General features: G+C 33.0%; 13 protein-coding genes and 4 pseudogenes. All 17 read left to right on the top strand.

Features of this window, described 5'->3' with window-relative positions; all coding sequences use genetic code 11:
• Positions 1–25: 25 nt before the first annotated feature.
• The 17 genes and pseudogenes from bpuSUM_RS09365 to bpuSUM_RS09285 all read left to right on the top strand — a co-directional run bounded on the left by bpuSUM_RS09365 (position 26) and on the right by bpuSUM_RS09285 (position 18428).
• A complete protein-coding gene (locus bpuSUM_RS09365) occupies positions 26–664 on the top strand; it encodes a Vsp/OspC family lipoprotein (protein WP_347343319.1) in 639 nt (212 codons plus the stop codon).
• Between the two features lie 195 nt (positions 665–859).
• Positions 860–1882, top strand: a pseudogene (locus bpuSUM_RS09360) (variable large family protein).
• A 128-nt stretch (positions 1883–2010) separates the two neighbouring features.
• Positions 2011–3045: a variable large family protein gene (locus bpuSUM_RS09355; RefSeq protein ID WP_247068226.1), complete on the top strand. Its 1035-nt coding sequence runs from the start codon at positions 2011–2013 to the stop codon at positions 3043–3045.
• A gap of 234 nt (positions 3046–3279) precedes the next feature.
• The gene (gene bdr / locus bpuSUM_RS09350) at positions 3280–3825 is read left to right on the top strand and encodes a Bdr family repetitive protein (RefSeq protein WP_247068224.1); all 546 of its coding nucleotides are present in this window, start codon (positions 3280–3282) and stop codon (positions 3823–3825) included.
• 221 nt (positions 3826–4046) lie between these two features.
• Positions 4047–5093, top strand: a complete 1047-nt coding sequence (locus bpuSUM_RS09345) for a variable large family protein (RefSeq protein WP_430644696.1) — start codon at positions 4047–4049, stop codon at positions 5091–5093.
• A gap of 116 nt (positions 5094–5209) precedes the next feature.
• Positions 5210–6291, top strand: a pseudogene (locus tag bpuSUM_RS09340) (variable large family protein).
• A 99-nt stretch (positions 6292–6390) separates the two neighbouring features.
• Positions 6391–7380 (top strand): annotated as a pseudogene (locus bpuSUM_RS09335) (variable large family protein); the annotation flags it as partial.
• Between the two features lie 118 nt (positions 7381–7498).
• Entirely contained in the window at positions 7499–8590 is a 1092-nt protein-coding gene (locus tag bpuSUM_RS09330; RefSeq protein ID WP_430644695.1) for a variable large family protein, read from the top strand.
• Positions 8591–8712: 122 nt separating this feature from the next.
• Positions 8713–9345, top strand: coding sequence for a Vsp/OspC family lipoprotein (locus bpuSUM_RS09325; protein ID WP_430644694.1), 633 nt, complete (start codon positions 8713–8715; stop codon positions 9343–9345).
• A gap of 243 nt (positions 9346–9588) precedes the next feature.
• Complete coding sequence (locus bpuSUM_RS09320; RefSeq protein WP_247068223.1) at positions 9589–10620, top strand: variable large family protein; 1032 nt, start codon at positions 9589–9591, stop codon at positions 10618–10620.
• A gap of 124 nt (positions 10621–10744) precedes the next feature.
• On the top strand, positions 10745–11380 hold the full coding sequence (locus bpuSUM_RS09315; RefSeq protein WP_430644684.1) for a Vsp/OspC family lipoprotein: 636 nt from the start codon (positions 10745–10747) through the stop codon (positions 11378–11380).
• Between the two features lie 130 nt (positions 11381–11510).
• The gene (locus tag bpuSUM_RS09310; protein WP_247068111.1) at positions 11511–12548 is read left to right on the top strand and encodes a variable large family protein; all 1038 of its coding nucleotides are present in this window, start codon (positions 11511–11513) and stop codon (positions 12546–12548) included.
• 129 nt (positions 12549–12677) lie between these two features.
• Positions 12678–13733, top strand: a complete 1056-nt coding sequence (locus bpuSUM_RS09305) for a variable large family protein (protein WP_247067998.1) — start codon at positions 12678–12680, stop codon at positions 13731–13733.
• A gap of 124 nt (positions 13734–13857) precedes the next feature.
• A pseudogene (locus bpuSUM_RS09300) lies at positions 13858–14926 on the top strand (variable large family protein).
• Between the two features lie 950 nt (positions 14927–15876).
• Entirely contained in the window at positions 15877–16764 is an 888-nt protein-coding gene (locus bpuSUM_RS09295) for a P12 family lipoprotein (protein WP_247068000.1), read from the top strand.
• Positions 16765–16924: 160 nt separating this feature from the next.
• Positions 16925–17749: an FAD-dependent thymidylate synthase gene (thyX, locus tag bpuSUM_RS09290; protein ID WP_247068007.1), complete on the top strand. Its 825-nt coding sequence runs from the start codon at positions 16925–16927 to the stop codon at positions 17747–17749.
• Between the two features lie 88 nt (positions 17750–17837).
• Positions 17838–18428 carry a hypothetical protein gene (locus bpuSUM_RS09285; protein ID WP_247067731.1) on the top strand — a complete coding sequence of 197 codons (591 nt, stop codon included), beginning with the start codon at positions 17838–17840 and terminating at the stop codon, positions 18426–18428.
• Positions 18429–18493: the final 65 nt, after the last annotated feature.

The raw sequence follows: 18493 nt of genomic DNA, 5'->3' as shown, positions 1-18493 counted from the left end.
TGAGTAAAAAATGAAACACGTAATAATGAAAAGAATTACTTTATGTGCGTTATTAATGACTTTATTTTTACTTATTTCTTGTAATACTTCAGGAAAAGATCTTACAGATGATGAAGTGGCTAAATCTGATGGCACTGTTATTGATTTAGCTAAAATAACTAAGAACATCAAAGACTCTGTTGCTTTTGCTAAGAGTGTTAAAGAAATTCATTCTTTAGTTAAGTCCATTGATACACTAGCTAAAGCTATTGGTAAGAAAATTCAAAATCAAGATCAAAGTCCTTTAACCAATGATGCTGGTAATGGTCATAATACTACATTAATTGCAGGGGTGTTTCAGATAGTATTGACTGTGAGTTCTAAATTGACAGAATTAGAAAAAGATGTCGCAATTTCTGCTGTGCTTAAGACAAAGGTTACTGAGGCTAAAACTAAAAGTACAGAATTCTTAGCCAAGTTGAAAGGCGAAGCCGCTACACTTGGTGTGGCAAGTGGTGCTGCTACAAGTGATGATGCAAAAAAAGCTATAGATATAACTGGTGATGGCAGTAAAGGTGGTAATGAACTTAAGGCTCTCAACACATCTATTGATGCGTTGTTAAAGGATGCTGAAGCTGCAGTAACATCTGCAATTAATGCGCTTACAACACCTGTGAAACCTTAACTAAGAGATAAATTATTATAAGATTAGTTTTTAATCAATCGTTATTTTCTTATAAAATAAAGTCTATAAATAATAAGCTAAGAGTTTTTTTCTCTTAGCTTTTTTTGTTTCTTGATTTCTTTCTTTACTTCCTTTATTACTTTGTTATAATCTTTAAGATTTCTTTAATTATTTTTACCTTTTAGACTTATATTTATTCATTGTTTTTATCTTGTTTTATCATTTAATGATAATTTATATTGCTTATTTGTAATTTTATTTTTACTTCTTAGTTGTGGCAGTGGTACTACTAAGATGGAAGATCCTAAAACCACTTTCTTAACTTCTATTGCTAATTTAGGTAAAGGGTTCTTAGATGTTTTTACTTCTCTTTCTGATATGATTACTGGGGCTTTGGGTATTAATGCTGAGACTAAGAAATCTGACATTGGTAACTATTTCACTGATATTGAAAAAACTATGAAAACAGTTAAAGAGAAGTTACAAGATCAAGTTGAAAAGAATGGTAATTATGTAAAAATAAAGGAAGTTGTTGATACGTTTATTACAGGCACATTAGACAAGATTGCAGAAGGGGCTAAAACAGCTGTTAGTGGGGCTGCTGGTGTAGCTGTTGGTGAAGTTGTAAAGGCTAATGCTGTTGTTGGGGCTACTACTGATGCAGAGAGTATAAAGAATCTTGTTAAAGGGATTAAACAAATTGTTGATTTGGTAATAAAAGAAGGTAATGGACAAGCAGATAAAACTAATCCTGTTGATGATGATAAAAAGAATATTGGTAAGTTATTTGAGGCTAAAAATTAGGCTGATAATGGTGCTGAAAATAAACATGTAGCGGCTGTTAGTGCTTCTATTGGCGCTGTAACCGGTGCTGACATCTTGAAAGCTATTGTTGTTGCTAATGCTGATGCTAAGAAAGATGGTAAAGTTAGTGAGGCTACGGATGCAGTAATATCAGCAGCTATTGCACTACGAGCAATGGCTAAGGATGGTAAATTTATTGTTAAGGATACTGGTGATAATAAGATCGAAGATGATGCAGCTAAAGGGGTTGCTGCTAATGCTGTGAACAAAACATTAAGTACTCTAATAATAGCAATAAGAAATACTATTGATAGTGGGTTAAAGTCAATAAGCGATGCTCTTGCTACAGTTACACAAGAAGATAAGTCTGCAGATTCTACTACACCTACAGAAGCAGCGACTAGTGGACAATAATAAATAATTATTAATAAAATATACATAACTAAATAAAGTCATTTGAGGAAAACAACTCTCATGAATAGAGAAGAGTTTTCCTTTTAGTTATAACTTGCCTTCCTGAGGTAAAAAGGAGGCACGTGATAATGAAAAGAATTACTTTATGTGCGTTATTTTTGACTTTATTTTTACTTCTTGGATGTGGCAGTGGGAGTACTAATGCTGAGAATCCTCAGAGTAGATTCTTAAAATCTCTTATTAGTTTAGGTAATGACTTCTTAAATGTTTTCACTTCCCTTTCTGATATGGTTGGAGGGATTTTAGGTTTTAATAATACTACTAAAAAGTCTGATGTTGGGAACTACTTTAAGACTATAGAAAAAAGCTTAACAACAACTAAGACATCTCTTGAGAAAATTATTGCTGATATGAAATCTGAGAATAATCCTAATGCAGAGGCTACTGATACCGCTGTACAATCTCTAATTACTAATACTCTTGATAAGATAATTGCGGGTTCTAAAACTGTTAGTGAGGCTATTGGTTCTGATACTAATGACCTGCTTGGTAATGTTGCTGCTCAGAATAACGGTGGTGCTGCTGGTACTGAAGTCGATAAGTTAGTAAAGGGTATTAAATCAATTGTGGATGTGGTACTTCAAGGCAAAGGAAATCCTGAGGCGGGTACCGAAAAAAAAGCTGATGATCTTGGAGATAGAAGTAATAATGCTGCTGATGGTGAGGCAGGTAAGGTGTTTGCTATTGCTAATGATCCTAAAAAATCAGCTGTTGATGCTCTTAAGGCTGTTGGAGCTGTAACTGGAGCTGACATCTTACAAGCTATGGTTAAAGATAATGATGATTCTGCTAAATTAGCTAAAGAAACAAGTGGTAATGTTACTGTTGCTCCTAAGGATTCAACTATTGCAGGAGGAATAGCGTTAAGAGCTATGACTAAAGGTGGTAAATTCGCTAATGATAATGCTGGAACCGAGGAGGTTACTGCTGCAGTTAAGGGAGCAGCTGTAAGTACTGTAACTAAAGCATTGGGTACTCTTACAATAGCAATAAGAAAAACAATTGACAGAGGACTTAAGGAAGTTAAAGATTCTATGAAATTTAATTCTGCAGATCCTTCTGTAACTACTTATAGGCAGATCCTTGAAGCTAAGAAAAACTAATTAAGATTTAATAATAAATACATAGCTAAATAAAGTCATTTGAGGAAAACTTTTCTTTTCATGAGATTTGTTTTCCTTTTTTACTATCTGTAATAATACTCAGGTCTAAAGCTTATTGATAGAAATCTTTTAACAACAGATTTATGGTTAGGGACACTCTTAAATCACATTTTACTGAAATAAAGTTCCTATAATATTTAAAATATTATATAATAATTAAATAAGGAAGTTTTTATGCAAGATTCGTCATTACATTCTGTTGAGAGTACACAAATTTTTAATGGGCATATTACAGAAGAGATTATATATCAAGAATTTGTAAAGATGGGTATGCAAGATTTTATTGCAAATGATCTCTCTAAAAGATATTACCGTAATGAATTGACTTATAAAGACATTGAGTATTTAGAGAGTAATTTTAATCTTAAGTTTGAGATGTTAGAACGTAGTTTAAAATCTGAAATTATTTTTGTGAAAACTGAACTTGATAACAAAATAGACTCTGTTGAGAGTAATTTAAATGTAAAGATTGATACCAAATTTAATGACCTTGATAACAAAATAGACATTGTTAAAAATGAGTTAAAATCTGAGATTTCTCTTGTTAGAAAAGATATGGAAATTAATAAAATGGAGCTTAATAGTAAACTTGATAAAACCACATCAGAATTTAAAAGTACATCAAGACTACATAATTGGATGTTTGGTACCCTTATCACACTTAATATAGGAATATTTTTAACATTAATATCCATAGTCTATTCATTGTTAAATAAATAAATTTGAATTAACTAGGACCTTTCTTTATTTGATTATATATCAGTTATTTTCTTATCAAAATCATTTAATTATTGTTAATAACAATCAATTTTGTTAATTGTTATATCATGCTCAATATCTTTAAGATTATAGTGCCTATATTTTTAGTTTCTGTTTTTATTTTATTCAAAGCTTGTTAACTATCTTGCCCCTTTTGAGGTAATAAAAGGAGGCACGTGATAATGAAAAGAATTACTTTATGTGCGTTATTTTTGACTTTATTTTTACTTCTTAGTTGTGGTAGTGGTACTACTAGTGCTGAGGATCCTAAAACCACATTTTTAAACTCTATTGCTAATTTAGGTAAAGGGTTCTTAGATGTTTTTACTTCTCTTAGTGATATGGTTGGAGGTGTTTTAGGTTTTAATACTAATACTAAAAAGTCTGATGTTGGGAACTACTTTAAGAAAGTTCATGATACTGTACAAGGCACTAAGGATAAGCTTGAGAAAATTGTTACTGATATGAAATCTGAGAATAATCCTAATGCTGCTAGTACTGAGACTGCTATTAATAAATTAGTTAGTGAAACACTTAATAAGATAATTGATGGTGCTAAGACCGCTAGTGAGGCTATTGGTACTACAGGTGATGAGCTACTTGGTAATGTTGCTGCTGATAATAATGGCGGTGCTGCTGGTACTGAAGTCGATAAACTAGTACAGGGTATTAAATCAATTGTAGACGTGGTACTTAAAGACAAAGGAAATCCTGAAGCGGGGGATGATAAAAAGGCTGAAGATGGTAATAGCGCAAGGAATAATGACGGTGCAGGTAAATTGTTTGATGGTAGTACTGGAGCTGGTGCGGATGATAGAAAAGCAGCAGCTGATGCTGCTAAGGCTATTGGTGCTGTAATTGGGGCTGATATTTTGCAAGCTATGGTTAAAGACAATGGCAATGCTACTAAATTAGCTAAGAATAATGCTGGTATTGCTGCTTCCGGTGTTGCTGCTCCTAAAGATGCGGAAGTTGCAGGAGGTATTGCACTTAGAGCAATGGCTAAAGGTGGTAAGTTTGCTAATGGAAATAATGTTGCTGATGCAAAGAAAATAGTAGAAGGAGCGACTGTAAGTGCAGTAACCAAGGCACTAAATACTTTAACTATTGCTATAAAAAATACTATTGACTTGGGGCTTAAAACCGTTAAAGATGCTGTGAAATTTAATTTTACTGATACTCCTATAACTAATGATAATCAGATCCCTGAAACCAAGAATAACAAATAGTCAGGACTAAAGAGTATTTAATAATAAATACAGAACTAAATAAAGTCATTTGAGGAAAACTTTTCTTTTCATAAGAACCGTTTTCCTTTTATTTGTATTTTTGTCCCTTTGAGTTAATAAGGAGGGACTATAATAGATTAAGTGATAGACTTAAAAACTTAAATATAAGTATACTGATAACTTTATTTTTACTTCTTGGCTGTGGCAGTGGACAACAATCAGTTGATTCAGCTAATGGTGGCGGGGCACTACAGGAGGCAGCAGTTTAAGTTCTGTTCTCATGGATATAGGTAGAAGTGCTGAGAATGCTTTTTATTCTTTTTTAGAGTTACTCTCTGGTACATTAGGTTTTACTGTTAAATCAACTACAAAGAAAAAGGATGTAGGAAGCTATTTTAACAGTCTAGGTGCGAAGCTTGGAGAAGTATCAGATGAATTAGAAGAGGTAGCCAAAAAATCAGAAACAGATGTCGATAAAGGTGGTCTAAACAAGGTAATTAAGGATGCAGTTGATACTGCTAAAGCTACTTTAATTACATTAAAAACACATTTAGAGTCTTTAGGAACAGTAGGTGATAGTCAAAAGGTAGGTGATGCAGCAAGTAATGCTGCAGGAACAGCAGCAGCTGATGTTGAATTAAAGAAAGCATACAATGCATTTAAAGGAATAGTGGATACAGCTGGTAAAGATGGTGTTGAAAGTCCAAAAGCAGGAGACACAGCAGTAAAAGTAGGTAATGCAGATAATAAAGATGGTGCTAAAGTCTTAGCATCAGGTGCTAATGCAGGAGCAGCAGTGGGAGATAGAGCCGCAGCAATAGTATCAAGTGTACTTGGAGAGGAAATGCTGGCATCAATAGTTAAATCAGGAGAGAATGATGCACAGCTAGGAGCAGCTGCAACTGCACAGACAAGTGCAATTTCTTTTGCTAAAGGAGAAGCTACTGCAGATCACTTAGCACAAGATGCAGCTAAAGCAGCAGCAGTAGCAGGGGGAATAGCGTTACGTTCATTAATTAAAGGTGGTAAATTAGCTGCTAATAATAATGATGATGACAAAGTAGTACAAGCTGTAGGAGTATCTGCAGTGAATAAATTATTAGTAGCAGTAGAAGATATAATTAAAAAAACAGTAAATAATGTGCTTAAAACAGCAAAAGAAAAAATAGATGAAGCAAGAGCTCCAAAAACAGCATAGTAATAAATAAGACAGATATTTAGATTAATTACTTAAAAAATAAGATTGCCTTCTATATTTTTGTAATTTAACTTTAAAAAGTTAAATTGGCTTTTTTAATCTAAAAATACTTTCTTAGATTCTTTAGTTAAGATAGGACATGGGTTTTACGAGATTTTTGGCTTTTTTGGTAATGTTATTGGAGACGCTTTTGGACTTACAGCAGTTAAATCCGGTGATAAGAAAAGTAAAGTTGGTGAACACTTTGCAAAAATAAAAAAAGGTTTAGGTGATACTAAGGAGAAGTTAAAAGAGTTATCAAATAAAATATCTGAAGCAAAAAATGCTAATAGCAGCTCAATTGATGCTGTTAAGGGTGCAATTAACAGTGCTAGTGATGTCTTTGAACAGCTAATTGCTGCTTTAACTAAATTTGCTGGGGTAACTAATGATGGTGCTGACATTGGTGATAATGCTGATGCTGTACCTGGTGCTGCTGATAAGACTATGGTTGAAGCCATTATTTCAGGAATTAAAGATATTATTGCTGCAGCAGAGAAATCTGGAGTAAAGATTGAAGCTGGAGCTGTTGGTAATCAGATAGCTACTGCTAATGCTGCTACTGATGCTATTGCTGTTCTTGGGGGGCATACTGTCAAGGCTAATGCTGGAGCTGGTGATAAGCTAGCAGCTGAAGTTGCTAAAGCTGATCCATGGGCTATGATTGACAAAATTAAGAATGCTAAGGCTACTGCTGCTGCTAAGCTTAATGCTGGTACTGATAATGAAACTGGAGTACTAGCTGCTTCTAACGATAAAGCTGATAATGCTGCTGATGCTAAGAGTAATGCTGACCTAGTAGCAGCTGTTGCTCTTAAAGCTATGACTAAGGGTGGTAAATTTAGTGCTAATAATGCAGATACTGATGCAGTTAAAGCTGCTGCTATAAGTGCTGTAAATAAGGTATTGGGAGTACTTGACGTAATAATTAGGAAAACAGTTGCAATCAATCTAGATAAAGTAGGAAGAGCTGTTAAGGGAATACAGTACTTTGAGACTACTACTGAAACAACTGAAGCTAGTACTACTACTCAACCTGCTGCTAAATAAATTTTCTAATTAAATAATCTAAATAAATTCATTTTAGGAAAACTTTTTTCTCTTTATGAAAATTGTTTTCCTTTTATTTATGTCTTGCTCCCTTGAGTTAATAAGGAGGCACGTGATAATGAAAAGAATTACTTTATGTGCGTTATTGATGACTTTATTTTTACTTCTTAGCTGTGGCAGTGGACAACTTCAGGCTGAGAAATTGGCTGCTGAGAGTAAGAATACTTTCTTAGATTCTTTAGTTAAGATAGGTCATGGGTTTTACGAGATTTTTGGCATCTTTGGTAATGCTATTGGAGACACTTTGGGACTTACAGAAGTTAAATCGGGTGACAATAAAAGTAAAATTGGTGAACACTTTAAGACTATAGGGAATGGACTTACAACTACTAAAGATAAGTTAAAAGAGCTATCAAATAAAATATCTGAAGCAAAAAACGCTGATGAGAGCACAATTAAATTAGTTGAGGATGCGATTAAAGGTGCAAATGATATTTTTGAACAACTAATTACTGCTCTCACTAAACTTGCTGGGGTAACTAATGATAGTGCTGTTATTGGTGATAATGCTGATAATCCTCCTGCTGCAGCTGAAAAGGCTGGGATTGATGCTATTATTTCAGGAGTTAAAGATATTATTGGAGTAGCAGTTAAGTCTGATGTAAATATTGAAGCTGGAAATGCTGGTAATCAGATAGCCACTGCTAATGCTGCTACTGATGCTATTGCTGTTCTTGGGGGGCATACTGCCAAGGCTACTGCTGGTGCTGGCCCTAAATTAGCAGCTGAAGTTGCTAAAGCTGATTCATGGGCAATGATTGATAAGATTAAAAATGCTAAGGCTACTAATGGTATTCAACTTGATGCTGGTGAGAAAGATGCTGGGACATTAGCCGCTTCTAATAATAATGCTTCTGCTAATGCTGGTGCTAAAAGTAATGCTGACTTAGCAGCTGCTGTTGCTTTTAAAGCTATGACTAAGGGTGGTAAATTTAGTGCTGCTAATGATGACTCTGAAGCAGTGAAAGCTGCTGCTGTAAGTGCGGTAAATAAGGTACTGGGAGTACTTGACTTAATAATTAGGAAAACAGTAGCAAGCAATTTAGATAAAGTAGGAAAAGCTGTTAAGGGAATACAGTACTTTAAAACTACTACTGAAGCAACTGAAGCTAGTACTACTCAACCCACTGTTACTGCTATTACTAAATAAATTATCTAATTAAATAATTTAAATAATAAAGTCATTTGAGGAAAACTATTTCTCTATTCATGAGATTCGTTTTCCTTTTAGTTGTATCTTGCCCTCCTGAGGTAATAAGGAGGCACGTGATAATGAAAAGAATTACTTTATGTGCGTTATTTTTGACTTTATTTTTACTTAGCTCTTGTAATAGTTCTGGGGCTGCTACTAAAGATGGGCAGGCTGCTAAATCTGATGGCACTGTTATTGATTTAGCTAAAATAACTAAGAACATTACAGACTCTGTTGCTTTTGCTAAAGATGTTAAAGAAATTCATTCTTTAGTTAAGTCCATTGACGAACTTGCTAAAGCTATTGGCAAGAAAATTAAAAATGATGGCACTTTGGAAAATGAGACGGATAAGAATGGATCATTGCTTGCAGGAGTGCATAGTGTAATATCAGCTGTAAAAACTAAAGTGGAAGCATTGGAAACAACAAGTGGAATTTCTACTGAGTTAAAAACTAAGATAACTGATGTTAAAAGTAAAGCGGAAGCATTTTTAGGTAAGTTGAAAGATAAGCATGCTGATCTTGGTAAAAATGCTGCTACTGATGTTGATGCAAAATCAGCTATATTGACAACTGATGCTACTAAAGATAAAGGAGCTAAAGAGCTTGGGGAGCTTAATACAGCAATTAATGAATTGTTAACGGCTGCTAATGGTGCAGCAACAGCTGCAATTGCGGAGCTTACAACTTCTGCTAAACCCTCTAACACCTAAGGGATAAACAAGTTAATTTATTACTATAAGATTACTTTTTAATTAGTCGTAATTATCTGATAAAATAAAGTCTATAAATAATAAGCTAGGAGTATTCTTCTCTTAGCTTTTTTTGTTTCTTTAATTCTTCCTTTACTTCCTTTACTACTTTATTATACTTCTTTAGATTTTTTATGATTTCTTTTATCTTTTAGACTTATTTTTATTCATTGCTTTTATCTTGTTTTATCTCTTAATAATAACTTGGATTACTTATTTTTACTTCTTGGCTGTGGAAGTGGTACTACTAAGATGGAGGATCCTAAAACCACTTTCTTAACTTCTATTGCTAATTTAGGTAAAGGGTTCTTAGATGTTTTTACTTCTCTTAGTGATATGATTACTGGGGCTTTGGGTATTAATGCTGAGACTAAAAAGGAAGATATTGGTAAGTATTTCACTTCTATTGAAAACACTATGACATCTGTTAAAAAGAAATTAAACACTGTCGTGGCAGAGAATGGTAAATATCAAAAGATAAAGGAAGTTGTTGATACCTTTATCACTAACACATTAGACAAGATTGCTGATGGGGCTAAAGAAGCTGCTAAAGGGGCTACTGGTGATGTTATTGGTAATGCTACTGCAACTGGACATGGGGCTACTCCTGCTAGTAAGGATTCAGTTGTTTCTCTTGTTAAAGGGATTAAGACTATTGTTGAAGTGGTTCTAAAAAAGGATGAGGGGGATGCAGGAGCTAATAAAACAGGGGATGATAAAAAGGACGTTGGTAATCTTTTTATTAATGATGCTGGTAAAGATGGTTCAAAAGAAGAAAATATTGCAAAGGCATCAGCTAGCATTGGAGCTGTAACTGGTGCTGATATTTTACAAGCTATTGCTAACTCTAAAGAAGATCCTCAAGTTGATAATGCTAATGGAATTGAAAAAGCCAAAGATGCAGCTGAGATCGCTATTGTTCCTGCTGTTAACAAGACGGAAATTAAAGAAGATTCAGCAAAGAAAGACGCTGTTATTGCTGCAGGTATTGCACTGAGAGCTATGGCTAAGGATGGTAAATTTGCTGCTAAGAATGAAGAGAAATCTGCCAATGCAGTCAATGGAATAGCAGCTAATGCTGTTGGTAAGACTTTAAGGACTCTAATAATAGCAATAAGAAATACTGTTGATAGTGGTTTAAAGACAATTAGTGATGCTCTTGCTACAGTTACACAAGAAGATAAATCTTTAGATTCTACTACACCTGCAGACTCAGCAACCGGTAGCCAGCAATAATAAATAATTATTAAAATATACATAACTAAATAAAGTCATTTGAGGAAAACTTTTATCTTTGTGAGAATTGTTTTCCTTTTGTTTGTATTTTTGCCCTTGTGATGTAATAAGGAGGCACGTGATAATGAAAAGAATTACTTTATGTGCGTTATTAATGACTTTATTTTTACTCTTATCTTGTAATAATTCAGGAAAAAATCTTAAAGATGATGAAGTGGCTAAATCTGATGGTTCTGTTATTGACCTAGCTAAAATAACTAAGAACATTACAGATTCTGTTGCTTTTGCTAAAGATGTTAAAGAAGTTCATTCTTTAGTTAAGTCTATTGATGACCTTGCTAAAGCTATTGGAGCGAAAATTAAAGATTCTTATGAGCTTGATACTACCAATTCTGGTCATAATGGAGCGTTACTTGCTGGGGTGTTTCAAGTAATATTGACTGTAGAAACCAAGTTGAAATCATTAAAGCAGTCAGCTAAACTCCCTGAGTCACTTAAGGCAAAGGTTACTGCTGCTGAGCAATCAAGTAAAAAATTCTTAGACAAATTGAAAGGTGAGAATGCAGCTCTTGGTAAAGAAGATGCTTCTGATGCTGATGCAAAAAAAGCTATAGATAAAAATGATAATACTGGAGGTAAAGGTAAGGAAGAGCTCGGTGAACTAAACACAGCAATTGATGCATTGTTAACAGCTGCAGACGCTGCAGTAACAGCTTCAATTAATGAGCTTACAACTTCTTCTAAACCCGCTAACACCTAAGGGATAAACAAGTTAATTAACTATTATAATGATTACTTTTTAATCAATCGTTATTTTCTTATAAAATAAAGTCTATAAATAATAAGCTAGGAGTTTGCTTCTCTTAGCTTTTTTTGTTCCTTTATTCTCTATTTACTTCTTTTACTTCTTTATTATACTTCTTAGTTGTGGCAGTGGTACTACTAGTGCTGAGGATCCTAAAACCACATTCTTAAACTCTATTGCTAATTTAGGTAAAGGGTTCTTAGATGTTTTTACTTCTCTTTCTGATATGATTACTGGGGCTTTTGGTATTAAGGCTGAGACTAAGAAATCTGATATTGGTAACTATTTCACTTCTATTGAAAAAGCTATGAACACAGTTAAAGAGAAATTACAAGATCAAGTTGAAAAGAATGGTAACTATCTAAAGATAAAGGAAGTTGTTGATAACTTTATCACTAACACATTAGACAAGATCGCTGATGGGGCTAAGACTGCTGCTACTGGGGCTACTGGTAACGATGCTATTGGTAATGCTACTTCGGCTGGACATGGGGCTACTCCTGCTGACAAAGACTCTGTTATCTCCTTAGTTAAAGGAATTAAAACTATTGTTGATTTGGTTTTAAAAGATAAGGGTGATGCAGGTGCTACTAAAACAGGAGAGGATGATAAAAAGGATGTTGGTAATCTATTTGCTGATGCGAATGGTAAAGATGATGCTAAAGAAGAAAATATTGCAAAGGCATCAGCTAGTATTGGTTCAGTGACCGGGGCTGACATTTTGCAAGCTATTGCTAAATCCACAGAAAATCCTACTGCAAATAGTACTGATGGAATTGAAAAAGCTACAGATGCTGCTGAGATTGCTATTGCTCCGGCTGTTAACGGCAAAAAAGAAATTAAAGATGCTGCAAAGAAAGACGCTGTTATTGCTGCTGGTATTGCACTTCGGGCAATGGCTAAAGATGGTAAGTTTGCTGCTAAGAATGAAGCAAAATCTGCTCATGCAGTTAATGGGGCAACTGCTAGTGCTGTTGGTAAGACTTTAAGTACTCTAATAATAGCAATAAGAAATACTGTTGATAGTGGTTTAAAGACAATTAGTGATGCTCTTGCTACAGTTACACAAGAAGATAAATCTGTAGATTCTACTACACCCGCAGAAACAGCAATTGGTAGGTAATAATAAATAATTATCAATAAAACATACATAACTAAATAAAGTCATTTGAGGAAAACTCTTCTTTTTATAAGAATTGTTTTCCTTTTATTTATATCTTGACTTCCTGAGGTAATAAGGAGGCACGTGATAATGAAAAGAATTACTTTATGTGCGTTATTTTTGACTTTATTTTTACTTCTTGGCTGTGGCAGTGGTACTACTAAGATGGAAGATCCTCAGAGTAGGTTCTTAAAGTCTGTGATTAGTTTAGGTAATGATTTCTTAAATGTTTTTACTTCCCTTTCTGATATGGTTGGAGGGGTTTTAGGTTTTAATACTACTACTAAAAAATCTGATGTTGGGAACTATTTTAAGACTATGCATGATACTCTTTCATCTACTAAGACATCTCTTGAGAAAATTGTTGCTGACATGAAATCTGATAATAATCCTAATGCAGAGGCTACTGATACCGCTGTAAAATCTCTAATTACTAATACTCTTGATCAAATAATCCAGGGTGCTAAGACTGCTAGTGAGGCTATTGGTACTGATAGTAATGACCTGCTTGGTAATGTTGCTGCTCAGAATAACGGTGGTGCTGCTGGTAGTGAAGTCGATAAACTAGTAAAGGGTATTAAATCAATTGTAGATGTGGTACTTGGTGAAAAAAAAGGAAATTCCGATGCTGGGGATGATAAAAAGGCTAGTGATGGTTCTACTGCAAGAACCGCTGCTGCTGGGGATGGTGAATCAGGTAAATTATTTGCTACTGGTGCGGGAGCTGTTGGTGATGTTAACAATTCAAAAAAGGTTGCAGCTGATGCTGCTAAAGCTGTTGGGGCTGTAACTGGCGCTGACATTTTACAAGCTATGATTAAGGATGATGGTGATGCTGTTAAATTAGCTACTTCTCAGAATGCTGGAGCTGCCCCTAAAGATGCTACTATTGCAGGAGGTATAGCACTGCGAGCGATGGCTAAGAATGGTAAATTTGCTGGTCCTAGTGCTGCTGCTGATGATGCTGTTACTGCAGTTAAAGGTGCAGCAATAAGTGCAGTTACTAAAGCATTAGATACTTTAACAATAGCAATAAGAAATACTATTGACTCAGGCCTTAAAACTATTAAAGATGCTATGAATATTAATCCTACTGATACTACTTTAACTAATGATAATCAGGCTTCTGAAGCTAAGAAAAACTAGTTAGAATTTAATAACAATATACATAACTAAATAAAGTCATTTGAGGAAAACTTTTCTTTTCATAAGAATTGTTTTCCTTTTGTGTTTATATAGTCTTTCTGAGGTAAAAAGGAGGCACGTGATAATGAAAAGAATTACTTTATGTGCGTTATTTTTGACTTTATTTTTACTTCTTAGTTGTGGCAGTGGACAACAGTCGGTTGATTCGGCTAATGGTGGCGGGGCAGCTACAGGAGGGAGCAGTTTAAGTTCTGTTCTCATGGATGTAGGTAGAAGTGCTAAGAATGCTTTTTATGCATTTTTAGAGCTACTTTCTGGTACATTAGGTTTTACTGCTAAATCAACTACAAAGAAAGAGGATGTAGGAGGGTATTTTAACAGCTTAGGTGCTAAGCTTGGAGACGCATCAACAGAATTAGAAAAGATAGCAAAAAAGTCAGAGACAGAGCTTGATAAAGGTGAGCTAAACAAGATAATTAGAAGTGCAGTTGATTCTGCTAAGTCTATTTTAAACACATTAAAAACTCATTTGGACTCTTTAAAAGATATCGGTGATGCTAAACCAGTAGGTGAGGCTGCAAGTAATGCTCAAGGCACAGCACCAACTGATGTTGAATTAAAGAAAGTATATAATGCATTGAAAGGAATTGTAGAAGAAGCAGGTAAGGTAGGTGTTCCAAAGCCAGAAGCTGGAAATGTAGCAGTAAAAGTAGGTAATGCAGATAATAAAGATGGAGTAAAAGTCTTAGCTGCAGGTGCTAATGCAGGAGCAGCTGTGGGAGATAAAGCCGCAGCAATAGTAGCAGCAGTTAGTGGTGAAGAAATATTAGCTTCAATAGTTAAGTCACAAGAAAGTGATGCTGATGCAGCACTAGCAGTTGATGCAACTGCACAGACAAGTGCACTAAAGTTTGCAAGAGGAGGAAGTGATACAGGTCAGTTAGCAAAAGATGTAGCTAAAGCAGCAGCTGTAGCAGGAGGTATAGCATTACGTTCTTTAGTTAAGGATGGTAAATTAGCTGCGAATAATAATGATGATGACAAAGTAGTACAAGCAGTAGGAGTAAGTGCAGTAAATAAGTTATTGGTATCAATAGAGGATATAATTAAGAAGGCAGTAAAAGAATGTTCTTGAGAAAGCAAAAGAAAAAATAGATAAAGCTAGATCCCCAAAACCAGCAGCTCAGCAGTAAAATAGATAGTTAGATTCATTACTTAAAATTAAGATTAGAAGGCAAACTTATCTCTAAGTCTGCCTTCTATATTAGTTGTAATGAAATTAAAAAGTTGAATAGTTCGGTAGTAATGCAGAGAATCTTCAAACCGTATTTTAACCTCTTATAGTTAATTTAGTTTATTTGTTCCTGTAGCAATCTTGTTTAATGTTAAGAAAGGTTAAGATAAATCTGTTTATGCAGCTAATGGTGTTGTTATTAGTGCTAATTCTAAGACATTTAATCTATCGCAAGAACTGTTTTTAGTGCTTGTAAAGTAATTTCAACAGTATTTTTAATAGCAATTAGAAGATATACTAAACGATTAAATAATAAAATAAATCTTGAAATGCTATTACACCTGCAATTTTAACAGTTAACATAAATAACTAGTACAAAATAAATATATAACTAAATAAAGTCATTTGAGGAAAACTATTCTTTTTATAAGATTCGTTTTCCTCAAATGACTTTATTTATATAGATATTTGTACTAAAGATAAGACAGTAACTTTTATTCAGTTCCATATTAATTAGGTGTAAGTAAGTATTATGAGATTAGTTTTGATTAGTAAGTGAGTAAAATTATTCTGAAAGTAAAGGTAGGAACCAGGTTTCTTAGTTTTTGTTTTTATTGAATGATATGTTTACTTTAGTTAATTGTTTTTTGATTATTTATTTTTTTAAGTTTAAATTGGATGTGATTGATTACAAGTTTTAGATTAAGATTATATTTTTGTTCTTTATTGTATAAATTTACTTATTAAAATAATTTTGAATTACCTTTAATTATTACAGAATAGAATAATTGAGGTTTTATGGAATTTATTTTTGTTATTTAAAATAAAAGGGTGTACATTTGTCAGTAATTATTGTATTTCAATATCGAGATTCAATAATTAAATAATCTAATATCCCAGGAGGGAGATATGAAGAGAAATATTTTATCAGTATGTATGTTAGCATTATTATGTTTGTTATCATGTGATATGAATGCCCTTAATGATTTATTAAATGAAGTAAGGGAAAAGGTTTTAGATGAAAGCAAAGATAATAAATATTTAAACCATGAACAAGGAAATCAGGAACAAAAAGAAGTTGTTATAGATTCTCTTGAAGAAGGAGTAGAAATACAACAAGACATGGAAGTAAAACCTGTTAATGCGGGATTTGAGGTGTTTAGGCAAGAGTATCCATACTATCCTCAAGAAGAAGTAATAAAAATAGAAGAAAAAGATTTAGTTCCAAGTACTGAATCCGAAAAAGAAGCACAAGCAGAAATTGAAAAAGTAAAAGGTGCTCTTGGAGATTCTGGATTCCAGCAATTAATTAAGAATGCACTTGAGCTTAAAGATAGATGTGAGCGAGGAAGAGCTGATTTTTATGATATAATGGGAAAAATTCAGAGTGAAAGAATATCACTAACCAAAAAGCGTAAGGAAAATATAGAAAAGATAAGAAAGTTAACTCAATTGCAAAATAAGTTAAATGATGAAAGGTCTAATCTCGAGAGGCTTATGAATGAAGTTGAGGTTGGACTTAATGAAAGAAGTTCTGCAAAATATTTTTTTGAAGATTCTGAAAAGATTTTAAAAGAAGCTATTACTGACAGATTAAGAAATAACAAACGTAGAAGTTACTGGTCAAGAAGAGGGAATGGTGATTTTCTAGCTAGAAAGGCACGAAGTAATGCGGAAAGTTCTTTAGAACAACTAGAATCTTCTTCTGTGAAGTTAATTGAAGCAATGGCAAAGATAAAAGAAATAGAAGAACTTATTAGTGAGGCAAAGTCTGCTCTAGGTAATCTTTCAAGATAGAGACTGAAAAATTTAAATATTTTATAATATTAGTATTTTCAAGAAGAGTTCCTTTATAAGGGACCTTCTTTAATTTTATTTAAATAAGTTTCTAAAAACTATATAATGATTTAAATTGAATAACTAGTGAATTATTTTAAGGTGTTGAGGTGTAATTGTTTTGAATACTGATATTGAGAGAGAAGATTTATTAAATAAGGAATATAAGGTTTTAGATAAAGGCTTTATCAAACTTGTTGATTATATGGGTAGTGAGGAGAGAATATTGAATGCAGCAAGGATTTCATATCGAGGTGAGAGAATTAGGAGGACAGATGCTGAACTTATAGATTATTTAGTTAGAAATGAGCACACAAGTCCATTTGAACAAGTGGTTTTTACATTTTATATTAAGGCTCCTATATTTGTTGCAAGGCAATGGATGAGACATAGAACAGCAAGGATTAATGAAGTATCTGGTTCATATAGTTTTCTTAGAGAAGAGTTTTATGTGCCTTTAGAGGAGGATCTAAAAATACAAAATATTGAGAGTAATCAAATTGAAGCTAATTTTGCAAAGAATGTGTTAAGTGATTTAAGAGAGAGTCAAAAAACTTGTTACAAGTTATATCAAGATATGATAAATAGTAATGTTTCAAAAGAAGTTTCTAGAATAGCTTTACCTTTAAGCTTGTATACTGAATGGTATTGGCAGATTGATTTAAATAATCTTTTTCATTTTATCAAATTAAGGTTGGCATTAAATGAATCGAAAGAGGTTAGTGAAAATTCATCAAAAGAGATGAGTGAATATGCCAAAATATTGCTTGATGTTATTGAAAAGCTTGTGCCTATTGCTACTAAAAGTTTTAAGAATCATATCTTAAAAGGGTGTAGGTTGTCTTATGAAGAGATAATAGCTATTTCTGGTGCATTAAATATTAGTAAACTCAAATTGGATGATAAGGCATTAAATAGATTAAAAGATAAGCTTAATATTAAATAATAAAAATAAAGTTTTTCTATTATTCTGTTGAATAACAGTAATAATGAGATATACTTTATAAAAAGTAAGTTGATGTTGGATTTTGTGTGTGAGAGAGAAGATAAATTTTATATATAGAATTGTATTTATATTTTGTATAATTTGTTTTGTAAGTTGTGAATTATTTAAAAATTCTGATAATAAAGGTGATTTATTTCAAAATCTAGGGCATGTTAATTTAAAGTCAGATTGGAGAGATAATCTTAAGCTTAATAAAGAAGAGTTTGATACATTAACTTTTTTTGTTAATGCGTTAAAAAATGAATTACCTAAGGGTGGTTCAAGTCATTTTGATATTTATTTACAAGGAGATGTATCTAAAATAGAGGGATATATTAAAAGGTTTTTATTAAAACTGAATGATAAGGGAAAAGTTAAAGAATTACTTAAGCATATTAAATATGGCAAAGATAATCCACTTAATATAGAGGGTAGAGATGAAAAGCTTAATATAGATGCAAAAGATTATTATAAAATAGAGAAAAGACTCACTGATGTTTTTGATAATTATTTTATGTTTTTAAATCCTCCTAGTTCTCCTTCAGGACCACCTCCTCTTATTGAAAACGATCCTGAAGAGAAAGTATTTGAATCAATTAAAAAAGTGTGTTATGAGCATAGACATAGAAATAAAAACTAAATCGTACAGAATGAGATTTTTAAGATTAGCTTAACTAGTATTTTATACTATTAAAAACTAAACTA

Origin of the sequence: Borrelia puertoricensis (genome assembly GCF_023035875.1) — a bacterium.
In the GTDB taxonomy this organism is placed as follows: Bacteria; Spirochaetota; Spirochaetia; order Borreliales; family Borreliaceae; genus Borrelia; species Borrelia puertoricensis.
The sequence above is the reverse complement of the archived record's forward strand: the minus strand, read 5'-3'. Positions and strand labels throughout refer to the sequence as shown.